The following is a 23,227-nucleotide window of genomic DNA, read 5'->3' as shown; positions in this document are numbered from 1 at the left end:
CTCCGCGATCGATGGCGGCAACCTCACCGCTCTTGTCTGACAGTTAAGAGCAGTCATGACGCGCAGTCAAGAGGTGTTCGCGGGGCAGTAAGCTCACGTCATGCCCAGGAATCGACAGCAGATCCCGAAGGCCGAGCGTGAAGCGGCGGTCGTCGAACACGCTGTGGAACTGTTCGCCGCCAACGGTTACCGGGGGACGAGCGTGGCCGCGGTCGGCCGCGCCGCCGGTATCGCGCCCGCGGCGGTGCATTGGTACTTCCCGACCAAGGACGACCTGTTCGCCGCGGCGCTGACCTCGATCTTCGCCAGCGCAAGGGAGAGCGTGGAGGCCGATTCGGAGCTCGGCGGCGATCCGCGCAACGAGCTCGTCGGGCTGCTGGCCGCGGTGCAGCCGTACCGGGCGCTGCATCGCGAGGCGTACGAGCGGATGGCGGACTCGGAGTCGGTTCGGGTCGCCTACGAGCAGATCCAGCGATGGCTCGAGGAACGCCTGTTCGCCGCGATCACGAACCGGCTGCCCAAGGGCGCCGACGTGGCGCTGATCGCCGATGCGGGGCACGTGTTGTTCGAGGGGGTCCTGGTCAGCACGCGCCGCCTGGATCGACCGGTCGGCGATCTGATCGACCTGGTGACCGACGCGCTGGTCGCTTCCGCGACCGCCAAAGCCGCTCGCTGATGTTGTCGCCGCTGGTCGCGGCCATCTAGTTCGGTGATTCACCCGGGCGCGAGGCGTTCCGGGCCTGTGTGACGCCGCTGTCCGGGGCGTCGATCTTGTCGACCGCACTTGTTCGTCCGGCTGTTCGCCTAGGTGTGTCCGTCCTGCGCGGGCATCGGTCCGCGACAGCTCTTGACTGCCATTCATGAGCACGCTAGCGTGTCTCGAGTCACATTCAAGAGAGCTCTTCTCGCCACACCGTCCGGAGGTGCCAACGATGGCGTCACCCGTCAAACTCGCCCACATCGTGCTGCGAACCAATCGGCTGCAGGAGATGACCGACTGGTACCTGCACGTGCTCGAAGGCCGCGTGGCCTTCGCCAACGACATGTTGGCGTTCATGACCTACGACGACGAACACCATCGGGTCGCCTTCATCGCGACCGGTGCGTCGGAGCAGCCCACCGACGCGCACACCGGCATGCACCACATGGCCTTCACCTACGCCTCCCTCGGGGACCTGCTCGACAACTACAAGCGGCTGAAAGCCGATGGCGTGCAGCCGTTCTGGACCGTCAACCACGGTCCGACGATGTCGATGTACTACCAGGACCCGGACGGCAACCAGATCGAGTTGCAGATCGACAGTTTCGCCACCGACGAGGAGACGCAGGCGTTCTTCGAGTCCGACGCCTTCGTCACCAATCCGATCGGCGTCGACTTCGTTCCGGAAGAGCTGATCGCCCGATTCGAGGCCGGCGAACCGTTCGCGGAGCTGGTGAGCCGGCCGTGAGCGACGAACACATTCCGGTCCTGATCGTCGGCGCGGGCCCGGTCGGGCTCGCGACCGCGTACGTGCTCGGCAGGCACGGCGTGCGCAGCATCGTCTGCGACCAGTTCGACGACATCAATCCGCACCCGCGCGCGCATGTGGTGAACACGAGATCGATGGAGCTGCTGCGCCTTTGGGGCATCTACGACGAGATCATCGAGGACGCGGTCGATCTGAACTGCGGGCTCAGCTTCGTCTGGAAGCACACCGTCGCCGGTGAGGAGTTCGGGCGGATCGACCTCGCGGACGCACCCGAGGAGCATCTCGCGAGACGGCTCGGGTCGTCACCGGTCACCGTCGGCTCGTGCGCGCAGGATCGGGTGCAGCGGCGGCTGCTCGAAGCGGTGCACCGGCAGGGCATGGCCGACGTCCGCTACGGCGCGCGCGTCACATCCGTGCACGATCTCGGCGAGTCGGTCGATGTACGCGTCGAAACCCGCGAGGGGGAAGAGCGATTCGGCGTCGACTACGTCGTGGCCGCCGAAGGAGCGTCCGGAAAGATCCGGCGCGGCCTCGGCATCGAGATCGAGGGCGTTCCCGAGTTCGGGCATCTGATCAACGTGTACTTTCACGCCGATCTGTCGCGCTGGACGGACAAAGATCCCGCCCTGCTGTTCTGGGTGCTGAACACCGCCTCCCCGGGCGTGTTCATCCGCATGGGCGGCGATCGCTGGACGTTCCACCTCGGATACGACCCGGCTCGGGAGTCGGTGGCCGACTACACCGCGGAGCGCTGTGCCGACCTGATCCGGGGCGGGATCGGCGCGCCCGACCTCGACGTCGAGGTCCGCTCGGTCGGCACCTGGACCCTCGGTGCGAGCACGGCGCGGCAGTACCGCAAGGGGCGAATATTCCTCGCGGGCGATGCGGCGCACCGATTTCCGCCGACCGGCGGTCTCGGCATGAACACGGGACTGGTCGACGCGGACAACCTCGGGTGGAAGCTGGCCGCGGTGCTCAACGGCTGGGCGTCCGAAACCTTGCTCGACACCTATGAATCCGAGCGCAGGCCCATCGCGGTGGCCAACGCGGAAAGCAGCATCGCCAACGCGGTGAAAATGGCCGATGCCGGTATCGGGCCCAACACCATCGACGTCGCCGCCCGGCTCGAGAGCTGGGATCCGGCGGTGGCCGCGGCCGAGCGAAAGCGATTGGCGGAGTCCGTCCCTGCGCAGCGTCCCCACTTCGACTATCTCGAGCTCGAGATCGGCTACGTGTACGGCGTCGGCTGTCCCTCGGAGGCGCAGGCGGACCCGCTCACCGTGGCGGTTCAGGGTGGCAGGCTCCCGCACGCGTGGATCAACAAGGACGGCGTCACGATCTCGACGCACGATCTCCTGGTGCCGGGGTTCACGCTCATCACCGGGCGTGACGGCGCTGCCTGGGGCGACGCTCTCGGCGAAATCGACACGAACGTCCCTGTCCAGGCATGCGTTCCGCGTCGTGACTTCGAGATCGCCGGACCCGGCCTGTGTGGGATCCCCGACGACGGCGCGATCCTGGTTCGCCCCGACGGGCACATCGCCTGGCGGGCGGATCGCATGTCCGCCACGCCCGTCCGGGACCTGGTGGTCGCGCTCGACGCCGCGTGCGGGGCGACCCACTCCGTCTCTTGACCGTCTCTCCGTTAGGAATTCCTCTGTCGTGACGAATCAATCAGCGCCGGTGGCGTCACCCCGTGACCGATATACCGTGCAACACGGGCGAGTTCATCTCACCGGAATCCAAGCGCTGGCAAGGATTCCCGTGGATCTGCGCCGTGCGGACGAACGAGCAGGGCGCCGCACCGCCTGTTTCATCTCCGGATACGAGGGCTCACCGCTCGCCGGATACGACACCGAACTCGAACGCCATGCCGCGTTGCTCGACCGGCACGACATCGTGTTCCGACCGGGCGTGAACGAGGAACTCGCGGCGACCGCCGTGCAAGGAACTCAGCTCGCCGCCATGCAATCCGACAAGCGCGTCGACGGCGTCAGCGCGATCTGGTACGGAAAATCCCCCGGGCTGGACCGCGCGGCCGATGCCGTTCGGCACGGCAACCTCATGGGCACCCATCCCGAGGGCGGGGTGCTTGCCCTGGTCGGCGACGATCCGGCGGCGAAGTCGTCGTCCGTGCCGGGAGCCTCCGAACTGCTCCTGGCCGATCTCGGACTGCCGGTGCTCTATCCGGCCGATCCGCAGGAGGCGCTCGACTTCGGCCTGCACGGCATCGCCATGTCACGCGCCTGCGGGTTGTGGGTGGCCATGAAGGTGGTGACCAACGTCGCGGACGGTTCGGGAACGGTGGATGTGGACCCGGACCGGGTCCGTCCGATCGTTCCCGACCTGACCGTGGACGGCGCCGAGTACCGGCACGAGGTGACCGGCCAGGTCCTGCAACCGGCGCTGGGTGTGCTGGAACGGAGCCGGGACGGCGCGCGCCTGGAGATCGCCCGCCGATACGCCGCGGCGAACGGGCTCAATCGCATCACGCAGTCCGGTCCATCGGACCGGGTCGGCATCGTCGCCGCCGGAAAGACCTTCCTGGATGTCCGGCAGGCCCTGCGCGCCTTGGGATTCGACGACGACGAGCTGGCGCTGCGAGGCGTGCGACTGCTCCAGCTCGGCATGATCCACCCGCTCGAGCCGACCGTCGTCGACGAGTTCGCCGACGGACTGTCCGAGATCATCGTCGTCGAGGAGAAGCGCGCACTCATCGAGACGGCGGTGAAGAGTCTGCTCTACGGCAGGCCCGACGCGCCCGCGATCTCGGGCAAGCAGATGCCCGGTGGCGCAGCGCTTTTCCCGGCCGACGGAGAATTCGATCCCGACATCGTCGCGACCCATGTGGCCGCGCGGCTCTCCGAAATCGGTGGCTTTCCCACGGTCGACGACTGGCTGGGGAAGTCGCGCCGCCGTCGTGGTCCGATCGCGCTGCCGCTCGTCACCCGGACACCGTACTTCTGCTCGGGCTGCCCGCACAATATCTCGACGAAGGTCCCCGCCGGGGCCACCGTCGGCGCGGGAATCGGCTGCCACGCCATGGTGACGCTGATGGATGCCAAACAGGTGGGCGAGGTGGCCGGGATGACCCAGATGGGCGGCGAGGGCGCCCAATGGATCGGCATGGCGCCGTTTCTGGAGCGCGACCACCTCATCCAGAACCTCGGCGACGGCACCTTCCACCACTCCGGCAGCCTGGCGATCCGGGCCGCGATCGCGGCCGGAGTCGACATCACCTACAAGCTGCTCTACAACTCGGCCGTGGCCATGACCGGTGGGCAGCAGGCCGTCGGGCTGATGACGGTACCGGCCATCTGCGAGGCCATGGTCGCCGAAGGAGTCGCCCGCATCATCGTCACCACCGACGATGTCAAGAGCTATCGCAGAACGAAACTCCCAAGCAGAGTGGAAGTCTGGCATCGTGACCGGCTGATCGAAGCCCAAGAGGTCCTCGCGGGCACGCCCGGTGTCACCTTGCTCGTCCACGACCAGGAATGCGCGACCGAACTGCGGCGCAAACGCAAGCGCGGGCTCGCGCCAGAGCCGGCGCAGCGAGTCGTGATCAACGAACGAGTGTGCGAGGGCTGCGGAGACTGCGGCGAGAAGTCGAACTGCCTGTCGGTGCAACCGGTCGCCACCGAGTTCGGGCGCAAGACGCGAATCGACCAGTCCTCGTGCAACAAGGACCTCTCGTGCTTGTCGGGCGATTGCCCGTCGTTCATCACCGTGGCGCCCGCGGGGAAGCGCGCCGGTCGGACCGGGGCGCCGCTGCTCGACGCCGACGCCCTGCCGGAGCCGGTATACGCGCTCGTCGGAACCCACACCACGCGCATCACAGGCGTGGGCGGGACCGGTGTGGTCACGCTGGCGCAGGTGCTCAGCACCGCCGCGTCGCTGGCCGGTCGCCATGTCCGCACCTTGGACCAGACCGGCCTCGCGCAGAAGGGCGGAGCCGTCGTCTCGGACCTCAAGATCTCCGCCGACCCGACCGACCAGGCCGGGAAGGCGGCGGCCGAGGAGTGCGATCTGTATCTCGGATGCGACATCCTGGTCGCCGCCGAGGAACGGCATCTGGCGGCGGCGAGCGCCGAACGGACCACCGCGGTGATCTCCACCAGCGAGGTGCCGACCGGGCAGATGGTCATCGACACCGCCGTGGGTTTCCCCGACGTCGGACCCATCCGGGACGCCTTGCGTGCGACGACGCGCGAGGCGATCTTCCTCGACGCCCGTCACGCGGCACACGCCTTGGTCGGCGAGGACCAGTACGCCAACTTCCTGCTTGTCGGCGCGGCAGTGCAATCCGGTTCGTTGCCACTGTCACCCTCGGATGTCGAGCACGCCATCACCCTCAATGGCGTGCAGGTCGAGGCCAACGTTCAAGCGTTCCGTTACGGCCGTCTGTCCGTCGCGGATGCCGCGGCTTTCGAGGCCGCGGTGGCGGAGAAGTCACCCGTCGATCGCACGAATCATGCACTGTCGCACGGAGTTCGGCAGGTGATCGCCCAGGTGACGTCCGGTCGGGAGACCGAGTTGACGCGATTGGTCACCGTCCGTATCCCCGACCTCGTCGGTTACCAGAGCCTTTCGTACGCAAGGGAATACAGTCGGTTCATCGAGCACGTGCGGCGGCGTGAAGACGAGCGGATTCCCGGTTCGACCGCGCTCACCGAGTCGGTTGCCAGGTACCTCTACAAGCTCATGGCCTACAAGGACGAGTACGAGGTCGCCCGGCTGTCGGTCGACCCCGCCCTGCGTGCGGCCATCGAAGCGGAGTTCGGGCCCGGCGCCCGCATGTCGTACCGCCTGCACCCGCCGATCCTGCGGGCGATGGGCCTGCGGAACAAGATCGAACTCGGTCCGTGGTTCCGGCCGGTGTACCGGCTGCTGACGGCCATGCGCCGGGTCCGGGGCACCAGGTTCGATCCGTTCGGAATGGCCGAAGTGCGCAAGCAGGAACGCGCGCTGATCGCCGAGTACCGTGCGCTGGTCGAGGAACTGCTGGCGGAGCTGCGACCCGAAAACCATGCTCTGGCTGTCGAAATCGCCGATCTGCCGGACATGATTCGCGGATACGAATCCATCAAGCTGGCGAATGTCGATCGCTATCGCGCCCGAGTGGCTGAACTGTTGGACACCTACCGCGCCGCCCAACCGGTGGTTGGTGTGGCGTAGTGCCTCGTCCGGAGTCGACCTGGCGGTGTTGCGCCACTTCCACCGGTGTTGCCGGTGGAAGTGGCGGAATGGCCGGTGAGGCATGACCGCCGAAGTGCGATTCCGATCCGAGAGTGATGTGTACCTGCGGATTTGGCTGGCCGACATCGCATTCGACTATTGGGCCGATGTCGCGGCGATACCCAACTTGGTCCGTGATTGGCGGAAAAAGCGTTGGTGCACGATCGAATTGATCCAGCACGCTATCGACGACTGTCGGCTCTTGCCGCGCCTGCCGTGTGAACGGTTGTTTCTCGGGCCCTGATCGGCTGCGGCCCGCCACGGCAAAACGCCGGGCGGGCCGTCTGGTTGGCGCGGTCAAGCTGTCAGGACGCGATTGCTGAGCATCCCGACGCCTTCGACTTCCACGTCCACGACATCTCCGTTCCGGAGGAATCGCTCGGTGAACTGACCCGCGCCGCGCGGGCTCCCGGTGGCGATGACGTCTCCAGCTTCCAATGTCTGATAGCGCGACAGGTACGCGACCAGCTCCGGGATCCGATGGAGGAAGTTGCTCGTCCGATCGTCCTGGCGCAGTTCACTGTTCACCCAGGTGCGGATACGCAGGTCGAGGGGTTCGGTGAACTCGTCGGTCGTTGCCAGGCAGGGGCCGATGGGCTTGAACGTATCGAAGCTCTTGGCGATCGCGATCGAGGCGATGGGGTCGCCCGCGTACGCGCGGCGCTGGATGTCGCGGGCGGTGATGTCGTTGACCACGGTCAGCCCGGCGACGTATCGCCATGCTTCGTGTGCGCCGACATCGGTGGCACGGTGGCCGATCACCACGCCGACCTCGCCCTCGTAGTCGACGTGGCCGGGCGCCACCGCGGGCAGAACGATCGGCCCGTCGTGCGCGGCCGCCGCGGATCCGGCCGTGACTTGGACATTGGGCTCGGTCGGCAGCGTCACGTCGTGGCGTCCGGCTTCGGCGAACTTCTCCAGCGCTTCCTCGGCGTGACTGGGGTAGTTGAGGCCGACCGCCAGAATCTTGCCTGGGCGCGGCAGAACGGGGCGGAGGTTCGCTCGGTGCAGCGGCACGACCTGTCTCGGCCGTGCCGCCGCGGCGAGCTCGATCCCCGGTCCGCGCACAAGTTCGCCCACATCCGCGAACGGGAGGTCGAGCACGGTGAGTACACCGGTGCTGTCCTCTCGGGCGATGCCCTGGTCTGTGGTGTAAAGACGCATGATGTCTCCTCGGCGAAGCTTTGCGGTGAGTGCGGGTCGGTCAGCTCGGGAGCGATTGGAGGAACGACAGCAGTGCGGTGTTGACCTCGTCCGGTCGCTCCGCCTGAATCCAATGACCGGCCCCGTCGAGGAAGGTGGCCGTCCCCATTGCCTCCGCCGCGGCACGGAAGCCGGGGAAGTGCAACACCGTGTCGGCGGTGCCGCCGATATAGCCGCAGGGCACGGGCAGTGCGGCGGCGTGCCAAGGGGCGGTGAGCTCCCAGTTGCGATGGAACACCCGGTAGCCGTTGAGGCCGCCGCGGAATCCGCTGCGGGAGTAGGCGGTCGCGTAGACGTCGAGGTCGGCGTCGGACAGGAAGCCGATCGCGCCCACGGGTGCGGGCAGTCCGTCGATCAGGGTGCCGCCTTCCGGCACGGTCATGAGGAAGGGGGTGTGCGGATTCTCGCCGGAGTTGGCGTAGACGATGCGCCGCAGGCTTTCGGTGACGTCGCGTTCGAGATCCTGTTCGGCGCGGCCGGGTTCCTGGAAGTAGACCATGTAGAAGCCGGGCGGCACTGCGCCGTCGAAGGATTCGAGAATGCTGAGCGGCCCCCTGGGGATGTAGGGAACGGAAAGCCCCATCACGCCGCGTACTCGATCGGGCCGCATCAGGGCGGCGGTGTAGGCCGTCGACGTGCCCGCGTCGTGGCCGACGAAAGCCGCTCTGCCGATGCCGAGTTCGTCCATCAGGCCGATGACGTCACCGACCGTGCGGCATACGTCGTAATCCTCGATGTTCGCCGGTGCGTCGGACTCGCCGTGACCGCGCATGTCCAGGGCGATGGCCCGGTAACCTGCCTGCGCCAGCGCGGGAAGCTGATGGCGCCAGCTGTACCAGAGTTCCGGAAACCCGTGACACAGGATGACGGCCGGGCCTTCGCCGGCCTCGACGTAGTGCAGTCGGATGCGATTGACCTCGACATAGTGATGGCGCAGGTCGGTCATTGTGTTCTCCTCGTGAAGGATTCGGCAGTCTCGACAGCGGGCCTCACGCCCAGCGGACGACGTCCTCGTGGGTGAGACGAGGCAGCCGCTCGCGCCACGCGTTCTCGCCGGGATGTCCGATGTTCACGACGAGGATCGATCGCCAGCGGCCGTCGGAGAAGAACGCCGAATCCACTCCGGCGCGGTCGAATCCGCCCATCGGGCCTGCGGCGAGACCGACGCTGCGCACAGCCAGAACGAAGTAGCCCGCCTGTAGCGCCGAGTTGAACTGGGCGGTGCCGGAGCGCAGATCCGCGTCGGCTTCGAAAAGCCCGGCCAGTTCGGGTTTGAACGGCAGCAGCGTCGGCACGTATTCGTGGAAACGGGTGTCCACCGCGAGGACGGCGACGGCCGGGGCGGCCTCGGTCTTGGCCTTGTTGGCCTCGTCCATGTGCTCGACCAGTCGCGCGCGGCCCTCGCCCTTGCCGACGAAGAGCACGCGCAGCGGCTGGGTGTTCGCCGCGGTCGGCGCCCAGCGGGCGAGTTCCCAGATCTCCGTCAGCTCGGCGTCGGTGACGGGGGTGTCGGCGAAGGTGTTCGCGGTCCGCGCCGTGGTGAACAACGCCGCGCGGGCGACGGGGTCGAGTGCGGGTGCGGTCACTTCGGTGACGAGTTCGGTCATGAGTCGGCGCCTCTCCATCGAGCCATTCTTGAACAACAGTTAAGAGCATCTCATGACTGTCGGTCAAGAGCTAGCCACGCAGGCCGAGTGTCCAAGTTTCTGGACACTCGGCGCCGTCGATACGGCTTGGCTTCGCTGGCATGACAGAAAGGCGCGGCATGACAGAAGGGCGCGGCGTGGCTGGAATCGAAGGACGCTCGATCATCGTGACGGGCGGCGCAAGTGGCATCGGCGACGCCGAGGCCGCCATGTGGCTGCTGTCCGACGCGTCGTCCTTCGTCACCGGCGTGACCCTGCCCGTCGACGGCGGCTACACGCTGTACTGAACCCGTAGCTAGAGGCCCTTGTCCACGCGGGGCGTGGGCCTCACTCGCTCGTGTCGTCCACAGCCCGGGCAAGTTTCGATCGGCCGTGAGTCTGAAATAGAGTCCGTGCAAGATCGGATTGCGTTTCGATGTTCACGGCTAGGGGGAAGAGTTCATGGCACTGTCGCGGCGACGGTTCTTGGCGGCGTCGGCGGTCGGTGGGGCCGCGGCCGTGGTGGGAGCGCCGGAGGCGGGGGCGGCGGACGTGCGGGTGGTGGGGGCTGGGGATCCGGAGTATCTGTCGTTGGTGATGCGCGGGTACAACCGGCGGTTCACGGCGCGGCCGGAGCAGATCTATGTGCCGACGTCGGCCGAGGAGGTGCGGGTCGCGGTGACGCGGGCGGTTGCGGCGGGGTCGCGGCTCGCGGTGCGGTCGGGCGGGCACTGTTTCGAGGATTTCGTCGACTCGGCGCAGACCCGGACGATCGTCGATCTGGGTCGGATGAACCAGGTGCGCTGGGACGAGGAGCACCGGGCGTTCTCGGTGGACGCCGGTGCGGAACTGGGCGCGGTGTACGAGGCGCTGCACCAGCGTTGGGGCGTCACGGTTCCGGCGGGGATCTGCCTCGGGGTCGGCATGGGCGGGCATGTCAGCGGCGGCGGATACGGACCGCTGTCGCGGCGGCTCGGGTTGGTCGCCGATTACCTGTACGGGGTCGAGGTCGTCACGGTCGACGCCGATGGTGCCGCCAAGGTCGTGCTCGCGACCAAGGACGGGCCCGACGCGGACCTGTGGTGGGCGCACACCGGCGGTGGCGGCGGCAATTTCGGTGTGGTGACGCGGTTTCTGCTGCGCTCGCCGCGGTCGGACGGTGCGGACCCGACAACGGCGCTGCCGAAACCGCCTGGCGCGATGCTGAATTCGCGAGTGATCCTCCCGCTGATGAGCGAAGCCGCGTTCGTGCGGCTGCTGAGTAACTATCTGGCGTTCTTCGAGCGGTACAGCACGCCCGACAACCGGTTCGCAGGGCTATACGCGCCGTTGAGTTTTCGGACGGTCGGCACCGCGTTCGCGCAGCTGCTCGTCCTGCTGGATGCCGATTCCGCTGATGCCCGAGCGCAATTCGACGAATTCCTCGGCACGGTGCTGGACGGCGTGGACGCCGTTCCGGTGGTGCAGCCGGTCGCGCAGCTGTCGTATGCGGACACGGTGGCGCAGGTGTACTACCCGAAAGGCCCGCTGACGCCTCGGGTCAAGGTGAAGGCCGGTTATCTGCGGCGCGCGTACTCCGAGGATCAGCTGCGGGTCTTCTATCGGTATCTGACCGATCTCGCGGTGCTCGGCGAGACGGAGGTCGAGTTCCTGCCCTTCGGTGGGGCCATCAATGCCGTCGCCCCCGATGCCGCGGCTATTCCCGCACGAAATTCCTTCGCCCAGATGCTCATTCACGCCGCGTGGCGACTACCCGACGGCGACGAGCAACACCTGCGCTGGTCGCGCGAGCTGTTCCGCGAGGTGTACGCGGCGACCGGCGGCGTCCCGGTTCCCAACGCGGACAACGGCGGCAGCTACGTCAACTACCCCGACCCCGATTCGGCGGACGCGCGCTGGAACACCTCCGGCGTGCCATGGCACCGCCTGTATTACGGCGACAACTACCCGAAACTGTTGCGCGTCAAGCAGCAGTGGGATCCGCGCGGCGTCTTCCAGCACGCCCTGTCGATCGGTCGGCCGGACTGGTAGCACCCAGCCCCACATCGTGCTCGGCGCCCTCGAGCGTTCGACTGCCGTCAGCGCAGCCGACCAGGGCGCCGCCGCTGCCGCCGGCATCACGCTCGGCGACCCTTGGCAATTCGACTGCCGGTGGCCGATTGCGACGATCAGCACCCGATGGCGCACCACGCGCTGCGGATCGCCGGGCACCCGAACCCGGCAGGCTTCAGGTGAGCGCGAGTACCCGGCACGGCCCGCCGGTCCCGCCGAGATGCTTGGGCGCACCGATCACCACGGTCGCCCCCGCAGCAGGCGCCGCACCGAGATTCGCCAGCATCTCCACCCCGTAGCGACCGGCGCCGAGGATCGCCGTGTGCGCGCCGTGATCGAGGCTGAGCGCGTGGTCCAGGCTCAGCGTGTCCACCCCGACGCCGACGACTCCGCACCGCTGCACCAGATACGAGGCGGCATCGGGAGAGATGCCCGGCGCGTGCGGCACGCCCTCGGAGTCGAGATTGAGGAAGGCCGCGGTGTCGTGGATGTGGCGCTCCCATCCGGAATGCACGGCGACGAAGGCGCGTTCGGGGATGCGGCCGTGTTCGGTCTGCCAGTTCTCGATGTCGTCGATGGTGAGCGCCGCGTCGGGGTCGCGTTCGGCTCGCGCGCTGATGTCGATGACCACCAGTGGCGCAACGAGATCCGCGACGGCGAGCGCGTCGGTGGTGGCGCCGCCGGGCACGCGATGCGCGGGCGCGTCGAGGTGCGTGCCGGAGTGTTCCCAGAAGGCGAGTGCGTTCTGGCCGAATCCGCCGAGGGCGTGCCAGGCGACCGGGACCGTCGTGAACGGCGGGGTGCCCGGCCAGGTCGGCAGCAGTGGGCTGAGGGTGTGCGTGAGGTCGATGACGCCGCGTGCCGCCGGGACGGCGCGCGCAGGCGGCGCGGCGGAGGCGAGAGCGGCGAGGCCCGCGGCGGCGAAGAGCGCGCGGCGGCTGGGGCGGGCGGCGTTCTCGTGGGCGAGCCGGACGATTCGGGGCGCGCACATGTCAGCGATTCCGGTACTGCGGCACGGTGGGTCCTCATGGTCGGCGCGGGCGAGTCCGGGCGCGGCGCGCTGCGGCAGTGCTCCGCGAGCCCGACGACCCCGAGCGAAGATAACCGGTGCCGGTCGCCGCGATCTCGACACCTGGCGAATATCACTGTGGCTGGGCAGAATCGCGGGAGTGATCGCCGACCGCCGTTCCCGCGCCGTCGCGTCGCTGCGCGGGCTCACCGTCGGCGACGCGTTCGGCGGCTGCTTCTTCGTCCCCGACAACCTGCCCGCACTGCGGGCGCGTGCGCTGCCGCCCGACCCGTGGTGGTGGACCGACGACACCGAGATGGCGTGCTCGGTCGTGGCCGTCCTGCACCGCCACGGGCGCGTCGACCAGGACGCGCTCGCCGCGTCCTTCGCCGAGCACCACGACTTCGACCGCGGCTACGGTCCGAGCGCCAATCGGATGCTCCGGCTCATCCGGCAGGAGGGCGGGGACTGGCGCGAGCTGGCGACGGAGGCGTTCGGCGGCAAGGGTTCCTGGGGCAACGGCGCGGCCATGCGGGTGGCTCCGCTCGGCGCCTACTTCGCGGAGGATCTGGACCGGGTGATCGACGAGTCCGCCGCGTCCGCCGAGATCACCCATGCCCATCCCGAGGGTGTCGCGGGCGCGATCGCGGTGGCGCTCGGCGCGGCGCTCACGACGTTGCGCGGCGCCGAACTGCTCGACGCGATCGTCGCGCGCACCCCGGCGGGCGCGGTGCGCGACGGAATCACCGCGGCGCGTGGCCTGCTCGACGCCGATCCCGACGCCGCGGCCCGAGCGCTCGGCAACGGACGCGAGGTCTCGGCGCCCGACACCGTGCCGTTCTGCCTGTGGATCGCCGCTCGGTTCGACGACTTCGCCGAGGCGTGCTGGGCCACCGCGAGCGCGGGCGGCGACGTGGACACCACGTGCGCCATCGTCGGCGGCATTCTCGGTGCGCGCGACGCCGCGATCCCGGACGAATGGCTGCGGCGGTGCGAAGAACTGCCCGGCTGGGCGGATATCACGCTGAGCGGGACCGTGCCGCGGCGGGACAGTAGTTACTGACCGGCAATCCATCGGGCGGGGGTGATCACGCGCCACCCGTCGAACACCGGCGCGTAGGTCGGTATAGTCGCCGCGGATGAGTAGTTCCGCCGCCTGTGATGTGCCGATGTCGTCGACCCGCCGGTTCGGGCGTGTGGTCTGGCTTGTGCCTGCGCTGCTCGTCGCGTTCACGACACTGTGTCTGACGGAGCCGCTCTGGCCGTTCAAGGAGATTACCGGCGGTTTCATCGATCTGCAGGTCTATCGCCTCGGCGTCGAGACGCTGCGCCACGGCGGCGACATGTACGGGCAACTTCCGCAGACCACCATCGGCATCGGACTGCCCTTCATCTATCCGCCGTTCGCCGCCCTGGTGCTCGCGCCGTTCGCACTGCTGCCGTGGGACGTCGCGGCGTTCGCCTTCTTCGTCACCTCGGTGGCTGCGCTGACCCTGACGCTGTACCTGGTCGCCAGGCGGGTCTGGCCGGGCGAGAACGCGCGCCGGGTCGCGCTGTTCGCCACCGCGTGCGCGGCTCCGCTCGCCATGCTGCTGGAACCGACCAGATCGACGCTGGATTTCGGGCAGGTCAACCTGCTGCTGATGGCGCTGGTCGCGGCCGACTGCCTGACCGAGAAGCCGAAGTGGCGGCGCGGCATGCTGATCGGTATCGCCGCGGCGATCAAGCTGACGCCCGCCGCGTTCGTCCTGTTCTTCCTGGTTCGCCGCGATTACAAGTCGGCGATCACCGCCGCGGCCACCGGCGCCGCCGCGACCGCGCTCAGCTTCCTCGCGCTGCCGAGCACCTCGGTGAAGTATTGGTTCGGCGGGCTCGGCAACGTGGACGGCTTGAGCGGTTCGGCCTTCCACACCAACCAGTCGATCCAGGCGGTGCTCGCCCGGCTGCGCGTGCCCGAACCCGCGTTCACGATCGTCTGGCTGCTGGTCGGCGCGGCCCTGCTTGCGCTGGTCGTGCTCGCGATGCGGCGGGCGTCCGACGCGCCCGCGCTCGCGCTGTCCATCAACGCGGTCTTCACCCTGCTCGTCTCGCCGATTTCGTGGTCGCACCACTGGGTCTGGATCGCGCCTGCGCTGTTCGCCATGTTCGGCTACGCGATCCGGCTGCCGTTGCGGCGGGCGCTCGGCTGGTACGCGGTGGCCGCGGGCACCGGCGCGGTGTTCGTCTACGGGCCGCAGAACTGGCTACCGAACGGTGAACAGCGCGAGTCGTTGTGGACGCCGTGGCAGCACGTGATCGGCAATACCTACGTCTGGCTCAGCGTGCTGCTGGTGCTTTTGTTCCTGGCGACGTCTCGGCGTCCGGCGGCCGCCGCCGATCCGGAGCCCGTCCGTGCGGAAGCGCCGCAGCCGGTTTCGTGAGCGGTCGGCACCGTTCGATCCCGAGGCGCCCGCCCGATCTCCCACTGCTCGACGGGACCGGAAGGATGCCGATCACCGGTGCGGTGGTGGGGCGAACGAAGTTTGGCGCTGCCTACCGCCCGGTGTAGAGGAACCGGGCGGGGCAGCCGCGATTGATTCAACGGTGCGTTCCTGAGCCCAGAGCACCCGGTTCTCTGTGATTCCGCTGAGAATCGGCTGCTCAGGCCAGTGCGGCCGGCCAATCGTGCGTCCAGGACAGCGCCGATGCCGCTATCAGCGGATTCCCGCGACGGCGTCGGCTTCTTCCGGCCAGTGCTGCGCCCACGGCCTGGCCTGCTCGAGCTGGGCCGCGACGCGCAGGATTCCGAGTTCGTCGTCGGGTCGTCCGATCAGCTGGACGCTGAGCGGCAGTCCGGAGTCCGACCAGCCCGCGGGGATCGCGGCCGCCGGATTGCCGCACACGTTCCACAGCGCGGTGTAGGCGGTCATCGGCATGCTGCGCAGGATCGCGTGCACCGCGCCCGTGCCGTCGAGCCTGCCGATCGGCGGCGGCAGGTGCGGCAGGGTCGGGGTGAGCACCAGGTCGTAGCGCTCGAAGACGCGGTTGACCCGCGCCGCGATCCGTTCGCCGTAGCGCTCGGCCCACCGCCGGAGCGGTTCCGGCGCGAGCAGGCGCGCGGCGGCCGAGAGCGTCCTGGTGCGCTGCTCGAGCAGGTCCGGGCGATCGACGCGCTCGGCTTCCTCCCTGATGCCGCCGAGGAACTGCGGGAAGAACGCGGGGGTGGCCTCGGGGTGGTCGACCTCGAACTCCTCGACCTCGTGGCCGAGTTCGGTCAGGGTGTCGGCCATCGAGCGCAGCGCCGCCGCGCACTCGGGCGCCAATCGGGTCAGCGGCACGGCGGGGCGCGACGACACCGCGATCCGCAGCGGCCGCACCGGCTCGAGCGACGTGAACGGGGTCGTCGGCGCGGGCGCGTGCCAGCGGTCCGCGGCGCAGCTGCCGCTGATGACGTCGTAGAGCAGCGCGCTGTCAGCGACCGAACGGGTCAGTACGCCGAGAGTGCCGAGCGCCCGCCACAGATCGCCGTGCGGCACGGTGCTGACCCGGCCCCGCTGCGGTTTCAGGCCGAACAATCCGCAGCAGGCCGCCGGGATCCGGATCGAACCGCCGCCGTCGCCGCCGGTGGCCGCCGCGACGATGCCCGCCGCGACCGCCGCCGCCGATCCGCCGCTGGAGCCGCCCGTGCTGCGCGTGACGTCCCAGGGATTGCGCGTGTAGCCGTGTGCCGCGGACTCGGTGAACGGCCAGGTGCCGAATTCCGGCATCGCGGTCTTGCCCACGATGATCGCGCCCGCCGCGCGCAGCCGCCGCACGATCTCCGAATCGGCCTCTGCCGGAGTGGTCGTCGCCGCGCCGCCGTAAGTGGTGCGGACGCCCGCGACGTCGACCTCGTCCTTGATCGCGATCGGCACGCCGTGCAGCGGGCCGAGCGGACGCCCTGCCGCTCGCGTCTCGTCGTGGGCTCGGGCCTGCGCCAGCGCCTCGTCGGCGAGCACCGAGGTGAAGGCGTTGAGCCGCGGTTGCAGGCGATCGATGCGCGCGAGGGTCTGTTCGGTGAGCTCGACCGCCGAGATCAGGCCGGTGCGGACGGCTTCGGCCTGGCCGAGCACGCCGGTGTACCGGGGTCGGTCGCCGGGCTGCTCGTTCATCGGACTCCCTCTCGTGGCGCGAACGCGTTCACGTGGACGCGCGTTCAGTTGTCCGAATTACATGCCGCACGGTGGGACGTGTCAAGGGCGGTGCCGGACGGCGCGGGTGATACTGGCCCGCGTGAACATGATCGCCGTGCTGCGCCGTCTGCTCGCGATGGCTGCTGTCGTCTGCTCCGTCGCGGCGCCGCTGGCGCTGACGCCGCCCGCGCAGGCCGGGCCGCTGACGGACTGCGGATGGAGCAGGCGGATCGGGGCCGACACGCTGAACGTCGCGTTGCCCGACACTTTCGCCAACTACTGGATGGCCGCCCTGCCCGCGCTGCCCGCCGATGGCCTGACGCTGCGCGGCCGTTATCCGCACGGCCGGTACATCTCGTTCACCAGCTACCAGGGTTCGCGGACCATGGACGGCCTGGACGATCTGCGCATCGAACCGGATCCGGGCAGCGCCAATCCGTTTCGGCCCGGCGCGGACCGAACCGCGACCGAACGGTCCTTCACCGTGCGGGTGCTGCCCGGCCCCCGTCCCGCACAGCCGGCTCCGAACACCCTCTACGCGGATTCCGGTCTGGCACTGATCATCTACCGGGTCTACCGCACCGACGAGGGTCTCGATCCGCTCGGCGGGGAACCGCCGCCGGAGCTCACCGTGCACCGAGCCGACGGGCCGCACGCGCTCCCTGCCTGCACGGCGGATCAGGGTGCGCCCGATCCGTCCGCCGCGCACCTGCCCGGCGGGCCCCGGCTGCCCGCGAGCGTGCCAGGCCCCGATCACCGCGCCTGGTCCAAGACGAGTGGCAACGGCGTGTTCGCGAATCCGGACAACACCTATCTCGCCTCGCGCGTCGCGCCGCGAGCTGGACAGGTCGCGGTCGTCGGCGCCCAGCTGCCGAGCACCCCCGCGACTTACGGCGGCCAGGCGACCATGGCTCCGGCGCAGCTGCGCTACTGGTCCCTGTGCGCGAACGAGCTTGCCAGCACCCGTGTTTCGGCCTGCGTAGTCGACGACGAGACGCCCGTCGACGAGCGGGGCTGGTTCACCGTCGTGGTCTCCGACCCGGCCGACCGACCCGCGAACGCCACCCGCGACTGCGGCGTCGCCTGGCTGCCGACCGCCGGATTCGACACCACGCTGCTGATGCGGAACATGTTGCCCGACAAGGATTTCGCGCACTCCATTCAGCGCGCGCCGGAAGACGACCCTGCTGCGGGGATGGGGCCCTACTACCCGCGCACCGACCTCATGACGACCGCGGAGTTCGAGGCGACCGGCTGCGCACGCTGAGACGTCGGCCGCGCGCCAGGTCCGGGCTCGCCGCCGGTCATGGAGAAACGAGCGGGCGGTAGCTGCCGGATCGTCCGAAATGCCCCGGCGCAGAGCCGTATTCGTCGCACGTGGCAGAGCGCGCGCGGCTGTTCGACAGTGTGGCCTCGCCCCGGACAATGCGAGCGTCGGCACCGGCGCGGCCGTCGACTCGGCAGAGCCGTTCGGTGCTCACGACGACCGGACCCGCTGGCCGAGGCGATGGGCGAGCTGCTTGACCATTTCGGCGGCGAGTACCGCTTGGCCGTTGGCGGCGAAGTGAATTCGGTCGGCGCTGAGCAGATCGGCGCGGTCGTTGACCGGGTGGTCCCACATGTCGACGAGCACGGCCCGATACTCGGCAGCCAGCATGCGGGTGATCGCGTTGACCGTGCGAACCCGTTCGGTCCAGTCGTCGAACTCGGGAATTCGGTACGCGCGGCCCAGCGTGAAGGTCGTCAGCTGGGCGCCCGTCGCGGCCGCGCGGCGGTACAGCTCGCGCAGGTCCTTCTCGATCCGCGCGTAGTCCGGGGCGCGGCGCACGATGTCGTTGGCGCCGCTCGGTAGGTGCAACAGGTCGGGGGCGAAGTCGGTGAGGCGATCCAGCTGGTCCAGTGCGTGTTCGGTCGTCGCCCCGCCGACCGCGACGTTGCGGTAGGTCAGGTCGGGCGCCACCCGTCGCAGGGCATCGGCCACGCGATCGGCCCATGGCTGGCTGGCGTAGCCGGGGCGCGGGTCGCCGGTGCCCGCCGAAAGGCTGTCGCCGACCACGCCGAAGCGCCGCCACGGCGCGTCGAACAACAGTGCCGCGGCCTCCAGCGCGGGCACGCAGTGCGGGTCTGTCTCTTCGGACGTGAAATGCTGCGCGATACTCACGATTCAAACATACGTCCGGTCGTATGTTTGAATCAAGGTGCGCTGGCCGGAATTCTCGATTCCAGACCGTTTCGATTCGTGAAATACACTGCACCGCAATGTTTCCGGCCGGAACGGGGTACGATCCTCTTCGGCGTTCTCGAACCGTCGCTGACATTCGAAGAGGGGTACGGCTGTGAGCATGATTCTCGCTACGGCACATGACATGTACGGCACAGTTCTGGCCCAGGTCGGCAATCCGACCCCGGAGGCCCCGCCCATCTCGGACAAGATCCTCCAAATGGTTCGCTACCTCACCTGGTTCGTGCTGCTCTCCGGAATCGCGGCCATCACCTACGCGGGCGGCCGGTTCGCCTGGGAGAAGTGGACCGGCGGCGGCCTCCAGTCGCCGAAGATGGTGGCCGGAGCCATGCTCGGCGGCGCCGTCGCCACCAGCGCGGGCACCATCATGAACGCGGTCGTCGGCTGAGTCCGCGCCCGGCGTGCTTCAGACGGCGCGCCACTTGATGGAGCAGCCCATACTCGGACGCTGCGGTTCCGGTACCGTTTCGCCCGCGAGCACCGCCGCGAGCGCGGCGCGCAGTTCGCGGCCGGTGACGGGTTTGCCGTTGCCCGGAGTGGATTCGTCGAACGCGCCGCGGTACGCCAAGGCGAGACGGGCGTCGTAGAGAAAGAAGTCCGGGGTGCAGGCCGCGCCGAACACGCGCCCCACCGACTGCGACTCGTCGATGAGGTACGGGAAGGACCATCGCGCCCGTTTCGCTTGTGCGCGAAGCCCTTCCGGCCTGTCGTCCGGGTACGCGTCGGCGTCGTTGGTGCAGATCGCCACCGCGGGCACGTTCGAAGCGTCGATCACCGCGCCGAGCTGGTCCTCGATGTGCCGCACATACGGGCAGTGATTGCACGCGAAGACGACCAGCAGTCCCGGACCGTTCGCGAAATCGGACCGCCGGTGGATCCGGCCGTCCAGATCGGGCAGGGCGAACTCCGGGGCGGGCGTGCCAAGCGGGACCATCAGGGATTCGAGAGCCATATCTGCCTCCGTCCGGTTCACTTCGAGGGTAACGGGCGACGAGGGCCTGTGGACCCTGTCGGAGAGAGTTCGTGGACAGGTTCCGCGCGGCCGGAGCGACAGCCGGAGGTGCGCCTACTTCGTGAGATCGCCCGGATCGGTGTTCGCACCGCACAGCACGACGCACACCCGCTCGCCGGGCGCGGGACGGTAGCCGCCACCGGTCAGCGCGGCCATGGCGGTCGCGGCGGCGTGTTCGACCGCCAACCGGTGCTCCGCCCAGAGCGCACGGCGGGTGGCGACGATCTCCTCGTCCGGGACGAGCACCGACACCGAGTCCGCCGCGTGCGCCGCGGCGAGGGCCAGCTCGCTGACGCGGCGCGCGCCCAGAGCGTCGGCGGCCACCGAGTCGACCGCGACGTCGACGGGTGCGCCCGCCGCGAGCGCGGCGTGCAGCGCCCGACAGTTCCGCGGTTCCGCGGCCACCACGCGGACGCCGTAATGTGCTGCGGCGGTTGCGATTCCGGCGAACAAGCCGCCGCCGCCGACCGCGACGACGACGGTGTCGAGGCGGGGCAGTTGCCGATGGATTTCGGTCAACAGGGTGCCCGCGCCCGCGGCGATCAGTGGGTGGTCGTAGGCGTGCGAGAGCAGCGCGCCGCTGGACTCGGCGAAGGCGTGGCAGGCCGCGAGCGCGTCGGCGTACTGCTCGCCGACCAGCCGGACGTCGGCGCCGTAGCCGCGCAGCTTGTCGATCTTCACCGGTGGCGCGGTGGCGGGCACGAACACCGTGGCGGGCACGTTCTGATTACGCGCCGCCCAGGCGCAGGCCATGCCCGCATTGCCGCCGGAGGCTATGGTGACGCCCCGGTCGGGCAGACTGCCCGCCTCGCGGTGCGCCTGGAGGAAATTCTGCGCGCCCCGCGCTTTGAAGGTCCCGGTGTGCTGGAGAAATTCGAGGGCCAGCCAGAGCCGGGCCGAGCCCTTGTCGGGCGGGTCGGCGGGGGCGATCGTGACGGGTCGCACGCGCCCCGAGATGCGCTCGGCGGCGGCCTTGATGTCTGCGTAACTCAGGTCCATCCGGCTCCGCTCGGCTCCCTCGCACGTCCTTCGGGGGCGGTCGAGTGCGCGCGCCGCCGAACGCGATCATAGCCAGCCGCGCTCGCGGCGGTGTCCGACTCGAATTCCGGCCGCCTGACATTCGATTTGCCAACCAGTTGCGCAAATACGGCGCGGATTACCGGGTAGGCGCAGGAGGAGCTGTCATGCTCTTGTTCGTTCGCTGATCCGGCCCGCTGCCTCGCGCACGGGATGACGAGAGGTCGATCTGTGAAATCGAGTTGGATGGCGGCGCTCGCGCTGTCGGCTGTCGCGGTCTCGGGCTGTTCCGCTGACACGTCGGCCGATACCGCTGCTACCTCGTCCGCCGCTCCGGCGAATTCGGCGGGTGCGACAACGACCGCCGCGTCGAAGGACGCCGATCCCGCGGGCGGTTTTCGCATTCCGCTCGGCGAGGAGCGAAAAGTTCCTATTCCCGCCGCCGCGATCATGGAAATCACGGTTCCCGCCGAATGGGGCGCGGCCGTCAACACTGTGCGCTGCACGGTAGCCGACAGCAACGGAAGGAACGAGGATCTGCGTTCCTCGGAGCCGAAGAAACAAGAGCACATCGCGGGCAGGAAGTGGGTCACGCTGTGGTCCTTCTCCTCGCCGCCCGCCACCGAGGTCACGGTCGGCTGCCAGGACGTGGGCAACCTGGTCGCCGACGCGCAGCTGCGCTACATCCGCGTCGTCCCGCGCGGGCTGAAGCCGAGCTGAGCCACCGCCGCGGCGTGGGCCGCGGCGGCAGCGCTCGCGCTACTTGCCGTGGGCGCGCAGCTGGTAGAGGCCCTTGGTCACCGCGACGGTGTTGCCTTCGGCGTCGGTGACGACGGCCTCCAGCGTGAAGTCCGACTTGCCGCGCTCGGCCGCCTCCGCCTCGATCCGCGCGATCTCCTCCTCCGGCAGCGTGGCCTCCGCGCGCAGCTGGGATTTCGCCATGCCGACGAACTTGATCTCGAAGCCCTTGACCAGCGGGTAGTAGGCGGAATTGTCGAAGGTCGCCACGGCGATGGCGCCGCCGAGCACCTCGGCGACGGTGAACTGCACGCCGGCGTAGATCACCCCGAAGTGATTGCCGTTGCCCTCCAGCGGCACCGTGGTCGCGGCGAATCCGCGGCGCACCTCGACCGCCTGGACGCCCATCTTGGCGGCCGCGGGGATGGTGAACTCCAGGGCGCCGTTGATGATGTCGACGAACGGAGGGGCGTCGTCGGTGCTGTTGTCGGTCATGGGGACCGAGTCCTTTCGCGCGTGCGGTCCGGCGCACCATCGTCCGCGCGGCGTCCGCGCCCTGTGCCCGCGGACCTCGTCGTCCTTGATTCACCGGTCCCGTCCTCGGCGAGGGCGGGTGCCCTCAGATTAGGAAACGGGAGCTGCGCTGCGCAATCGGCGGGGGCGATGGCGAGCGAGATTCTGCGGCAATCGTTGTCGGTGTGCCTGAGTAGCCTCGGAACCGTGGGTGACGACCTGATCGACTATCGCGAGCGCCCCTCACGATTGAGCGGTGCCGTGGTGTGGACGCGGACCATGACGCGCGTCGAAGAACCGCTGCCGGTCCTGCCGGACGGCTGCATGGACCTGCTGTGGCGGGACGGCACGCTGCTGGTCGCTGGCCCGGACACCACCGCGCATCCCGCGGGCGCTCCGACGGCGACGCAATACACGGGCGTGCGGTTCTTTCCTGGTACCGCCCCCGCGCTGCTCGGCGTGCCCGCACACGAATTGCGGGACCGGCGAGTCGAATTGGCGGACCTGTGGCCCGCGGCGACCGTGCGCGAGCTGGCGGGCCGAGTCGAAGACGCGCCCGACCGGGCAGCCGCGCTGGAGGCCATCGCGCTGGGCCGGGCTGCCGAGGCCGGACCGCCCGACCCGCTGCTGCGCCAGATCGTCGCGGCACTGCACGCGGGCCGGTCGGTGGCCGCGACGGCCGACGCCGCGGGACTCGGCGCCCGGCTGCTGCATCGCCGATCGCTGGCCGCCTTCGGTTACGGACCCAAAATGCTCGCCCGCATCCTGCGCCTACAGCGGGCGTTGGCCTCGGCCCATGCGGGCACATCGCCCGCCGACACCGCGATCGCCACGGGTTACGCGGATCAAGCGCATCTCGCGCGCGATATGCGGGAGCTGGCGGGAATGCCGCTCGGCGAATGGTTGGCCCGCCGCGGGCGAGACCGGCCGAGCGGCGCGTAGTCCGACGCACCCGGTC

Annotated in this window: 22 protein-coding genes; 13 read left to right on the top strand and 9 right to left on the bottom strand. The window is 69.2% G+C overall.

Going from position 1 to position 23,227, the window contains the following annotated elements; genetic code table 11:
* Positions 1-163: 163 nt before the first annotated feature.
* The 5 genes from AC3ERS_RS27945 (at position 164) to AC3ERS_RS27925 (ending at position 6,951) form a co-directional block, all read left to right on the top strand.
* A complete protein-coding gene (locus AC3ERS_RS27945; RefSeq protein ID WP_431971139.1) occupies positions 164-676 on the top strand; it encodes a TetR/AcrR family transcriptional regulator in 513 nt (170 codons plus the stop codon).
* Between the two features lie 256 nt (positions 677-932).
* On the top strand, positions 933-1,448 hold the full coding sequence (locus AC3ERS_RS27940; protein WP_431971077.1) for a VOC family protein: 516 nt from the start codon (positions 933-935) through the stop codon (positions 1,446-1,448).
* Positions 1,445-3,103 carry an FAD-dependent monooxygenase gene (locus tag AC3ERS_RS27935; protein ID WP_431971076.1) on the top strand — a complete coding sequence of 553 codons (1,659 nt, stop codon included), beginning with the start codon at positions 1,445-1,447 and terminating at the stop codon, positions 3,101-3,103. The genes AC3ERS_RS27940 and AC3ERS_RS27935 overlap by 4 nt, the downstream gene beginning before the upstream one ends.
* Before the next feature lie 28 nt (positions 3,104-3,131).
* Positions 3,132-6,647 carry an indolepyruvate ferredoxin oxidoreductase family protein gene (locus AC3ERS_RS27930; protein WP_431971138.1) on the top strand — a complete coding sequence of 1,172 codons (3,516 nt, stop codon included), beginning with the start codon at positions 3,132-3,134 and terminating at the stop codon, positions 6,645-6,647.
* 82 nt (positions 6,648-6,729) lie between these two features.
* Positions 6,730-6,951 (top strand): hypothetical protein, encoded by a 222-nt coding sequence (locus AC3ERS_RS27925; protein ID WP_431971075.1) that lies wholly within the window; start codon positions 6,730-6,732, stop codon positions 6,949-6,951.
* Between the two features lie 53 nt (positions 6,952-7,004).
* Here the strand turns inward: AC3ERS_RS27925 and AC3ERS_RS27920 are convergent, their stop codons facing one another.
* From AC3ERS_RS27920 to AC3ERS_RS27910, 3 genes are read right to left on the bottom strand one after another with little or no spacing between them, the layout of a single operon-like run.
* The gene (locus tag AC3ERS_RS27920) at positions 7,005-7,871 is read right to left on the bottom strand and encodes a fumarylacetoacetate hydrolase family protein (protein WP_431971074.1); all 867 of its coding nucleotides are present in this window, start codon (positions 7,869-7,871) and stop codon (positions 7,005-7,007) included.
* 40 nt (positions 7,872-7,911) lie between these two features.
* Entirely contained in the window at positions 7,912-8,856 is a 945-nt protein-coding gene (locus AC3ERS_RS27915; RefSeq protein WP_431971073.1) for an alpha/beta fold hydrolase, read from the bottom strand.
* 43 nt (positions 8,857-8,899) lie between these two features.
* A complete protein-coding gene (locus AC3ERS_RS27910) occupies positions 8,900-9,517 on the bottom strand; it encodes a malonic semialdehyde reductase (RefSeq protein WP_431971072.1) in 618 nt (205 codons plus the stop codon).
* Positions 9,518-9,675: 158 nt separating this feature from the next.
* Between AC3ERS_RS27910 and AC3ERS_RS27905 the strand changes: the two genes are divergently transcribed.
* Both AC3ERS_RS27905 and AC3ERS_RS27900 read left to right on the top strand, forming a co-directional pair.
* Positions 9,676-9,843, top strand: coding sequence for an SDR family oxidoreductase (locus AC3ERS_RS27905; protein ID WP_431971071.1), 168 nt, complete (start codon positions 9,676-9,678; stop codon positions 9,841-9,843).
* A gap of 154 nt (positions 9,844-9,997) precedes the next feature.
* Positions 9,998-11,566: an FAD-binding oxidoreductase gene (locus AC3ERS_RS27900; protein WP_431971070.1), complete on the top strand. Its 1,569-nt coding sequence runs from the start codon at positions 9,998-10,000 to the stop codon at positions 11,564-11,566.
* A 196-nt stretch (positions 11,567-11,762) separates the two neighbouring features.
* Here the strand turns inward: AC3ERS_RS27900 and AC3ERS_RS27895 are convergent, their stop codons facing one another.
* The gene (locus tag AC3ERS_RS27895) at positions 11,763-12,578 is read right to left on the bottom strand and encodes a cyclase family protein (RefSeq protein WP_431971069.1); all 816 of its coding nucleotides are present in this window, start codon (positions 12,576-12,578) and stop codon (positions 11,763-11,765) included.
* A 178-nt stretch (positions 12,579-12,756) separates the two neighbouring features.
* Here AC3ERS_RS27895 and AC3ERS_RS27890 point away from each other — a divergent pair, with 178 nt between their 5' ends.
* Both AC3ERS_RS27890 and AC3ERS_RS27885 read left to right on the top strand, forming a co-directional pair.
* Positions 12,757-13,659, top strand: coding sequence for an ADP-ribosylglycohydrolase family protein (locus tag AC3ERS_RS27890; protein WP_431971068.1), 903 nt, complete (start codon positions 12,757-12,759; stop codon positions 13,657-13,659).
* Positions 13,660-13,735: 76 nt separating this feature from the next.
* Complete coding sequence (locus AC3ERS_RS27885; protein ID WP_431971067.1) at positions 13,736-15,016, top strand: glycosyltransferase 87 family protein; 1,281 nt, start codon at positions 13,736-13,738, stop codon at positions 15,014-15,016.
* 273 nt (positions 15,017-15,289) lie between these two features.
* Here the strand turns inward: AC3ERS_RS27885 and AC3ERS_RS27880 are convergent, their stop codons facing one another.
* The gene (locus tag AC3ERS_RS27880; RefSeq protein ID WP_431971066.1) at positions 15,290-16,726 is read right to left on the bottom strand and encodes an amidase; all 1,437 of its coding nucleotides are present in this window, start codon (positions 16,724-16,726) and stop codon (positions 15,290-15,292) included.
* A 121-nt stretch (positions 16,727-16,847) separates the two neighbouring features.
* Here AC3ERS_RS27880 and AC3ERS_RS27875 point away from each other — a divergent pair, with 121 nt between their 5' ends.
* On the top strand, positions 16,848-18,014 hold the full coding sequence (locus AC3ERS_RS27875) for a hypothetical protein (RefSeq protein WP_431971065.1): 1,167 nt from the start codon (positions 16,848-16,850) through the stop codon (positions 18,012-18,014).
* 210 nt (positions 18,015-18,224) lie between these two features.
* On the opposite strand, the gene AC3ERS_RS27870 is transcribed toward AC3ERS_RS27875, so the two are convergent.
* Complete coding sequence (locus tag AC3ERS_RS27870; RefSeq protein WP_431971064.1) at positions 18,225-18,908, bottom strand: SGNH/GDSL hydrolase family protein; 684 nt, start codon at positions 18,906-18,908, stop codon at positions 18,225-18,227.
* 181 nt (positions 18,909-19,089) lie between these two features.
* Here AC3ERS_RS27870 and AC3ERS_RS27865 point away from each other — a divergent pair, with 181 nt between their 5' ends.
* A complete protein-coding gene (locus AC3ERS_RS27865) occupies positions 19,090-19,377 on the top strand; it encodes a hypothetical protein (protein ID WP_157108003.1) in 288 nt (95 codons plus the stop codon).
* An 18-nt stretch (positions 19,378-19,395) separates the two neighbouring features.
* Here the strand turns inward: AC3ERS_RS27865 and AC3ERS_RS27860 are convergent, their stop codons facing one another.
* Together AC3ERS_RS27860 and AC3ERS_RS27855 are read right to left on the bottom strand one after the other, a co-directional pair.
* Positions 19,396-19,941 (bottom strand): thioredoxin family protein, encoded by a 546-nt coding sequence (locus AC3ERS_RS27860; RefSeq protein WP_431971063.1) that lies wholly within the window; start codon positions 19,939-19,941, stop codon positions 19,396-19,398.
* A 114-nt stretch (positions 19,942-20,055) separates the two neighbouring features.
* Entirely contained in the window at positions 20,056-21,000 is a 945-nt protein-coding gene (locus AC3ERS_RS27855) for a threonine/serine dehydratase (protein ID WP_431971062.1), read from the bottom strand.
* 249 nt (positions 21,001-21,249) lie between these two features.
* Between AC3ERS_RS27855 and AC3ERS_RS27850 the strand changes: the two genes are divergently transcribed.
* Complete coding sequence (locus AC3ERS_RS27850; RefSeq protein WP_431971061.1) at positions 21,250-21,738, top strand: hypothetical protein; 489 nt, start codon at positions 21,250-21,252, stop codon at positions 21,736-21,738.
* Between the two features lie 39 nt (positions 21,739-21,777).
* Here AC3ERS_RS27850 and AC3ERS_RS27845 read toward each other — a convergent pair whose 3' ends face one another.
* Positions 21,778-22,251, bottom strand: a complete 474-nt coding sequence (locus AC3ERS_RS27845) for a YiiD C-terminal domain-containing protein (RefSeq protein WP_431971060.1) — start codon at positions 22,249-22,251, stop codon at positions 21,778-21,780.
* 225 nt (positions 22,252-22,476) lie between these two features.
* Between AC3ERS_RS27845 and AC3ERS_RS27840 the strand changes: the two genes are divergently transcribed.
* A complete protein-coding gene (locus AC3ERS_RS27840) occupies positions 22,477-23,211 on the top strand; it encodes a DUF6597 domain-containing transcriptional factor (protein ID WP_431971059.1) in 735 nt (244 codons plus the stop codon).
* The last annotated feature ends 16 nt before the right edge of the window (positions 23,212-23,227 follow it).

This window comes from Nocardia sp. bgisy134, from assembly GCF_057708325.1.
Note: the sequence above shows the minus strand (reverse complement) of the source record. Positions and strands in the feature narration are given on the sequence as shown.